The 661-nt window shown below is 62.2% G+C and carries 1 protein-coding gene; it reads right to left on the reverse strand.

What is annotated here, in order from left to right; all coding sequences use genetic code 11:
- Positions 1 to 276: 276 nt before the first annotated feature.
- Positions 277 to 661 (reverse strand): transposase (locus tag AC5ZGW_RS46725; protein WP_496114209.1); only part of this gene is annotated, 385 nt, incomplete at its 5' end.

Below are 661 nucleotides of genomic sequence, written 5' to 3' on the forward strand. Positions count from 1 at the left end.
TGTATGGAACGGCCCGCGGGCGCAAGAGCTTTCTCAGTCGACTTCACACATGGGAGCGGTGCCGTCATGTATACGGCCTGTAAAGCGCGGCGCATGACCGCTGGCCTCGATGAAGTCCGCGACACAAGGGGCTAATCAATCAGACGCGCTTGAAGCGCATTGTCGCGCCAGCCTCACTCATGCCGGGATTTCGTCCCGTGGGTTCATCGCCTGTTATTGCGCCTTGCCCTCTGCCGGCCTGCGCCGGTCAGATCTCTTTGACAGCTGCTGTATGCATCAAGCGGCAGCCGTAGTCGTCGCCAGCGTCTCCGGACACCGGTAAATCCCGCCCTTGTTCAAGAGCGCCCAAGCAATTCGCGCTGTCTTGTTGGCCAGCGCGACCGCTGCCACCTTGTACGGACGTCTGGCGAGCAGCGCCCTCAACCACGGCCGCGCCCGATCGGCCTTCCGGGCAATTCGCAGGACGGATGTCGCCCCAAGAACGAGGAGGCTCCGAAGTTCGGGGTTTCCTATCTTCGAGATGCGTCCCATCCGCTCCTTGCCCCCACTCGAATGCTGTCGTGGCGTCAGTCCCAGCCAGGCAGCAAAGTGACGAGCGGATTTGAAGCCGCCGGGATCTGGCACCAGCGCCTTGATGGTCGCCGCTGTAATGGCTCCAATG

This window comes from Bradyrhizobium sp. Crot121, assembly GCF_059512385.1.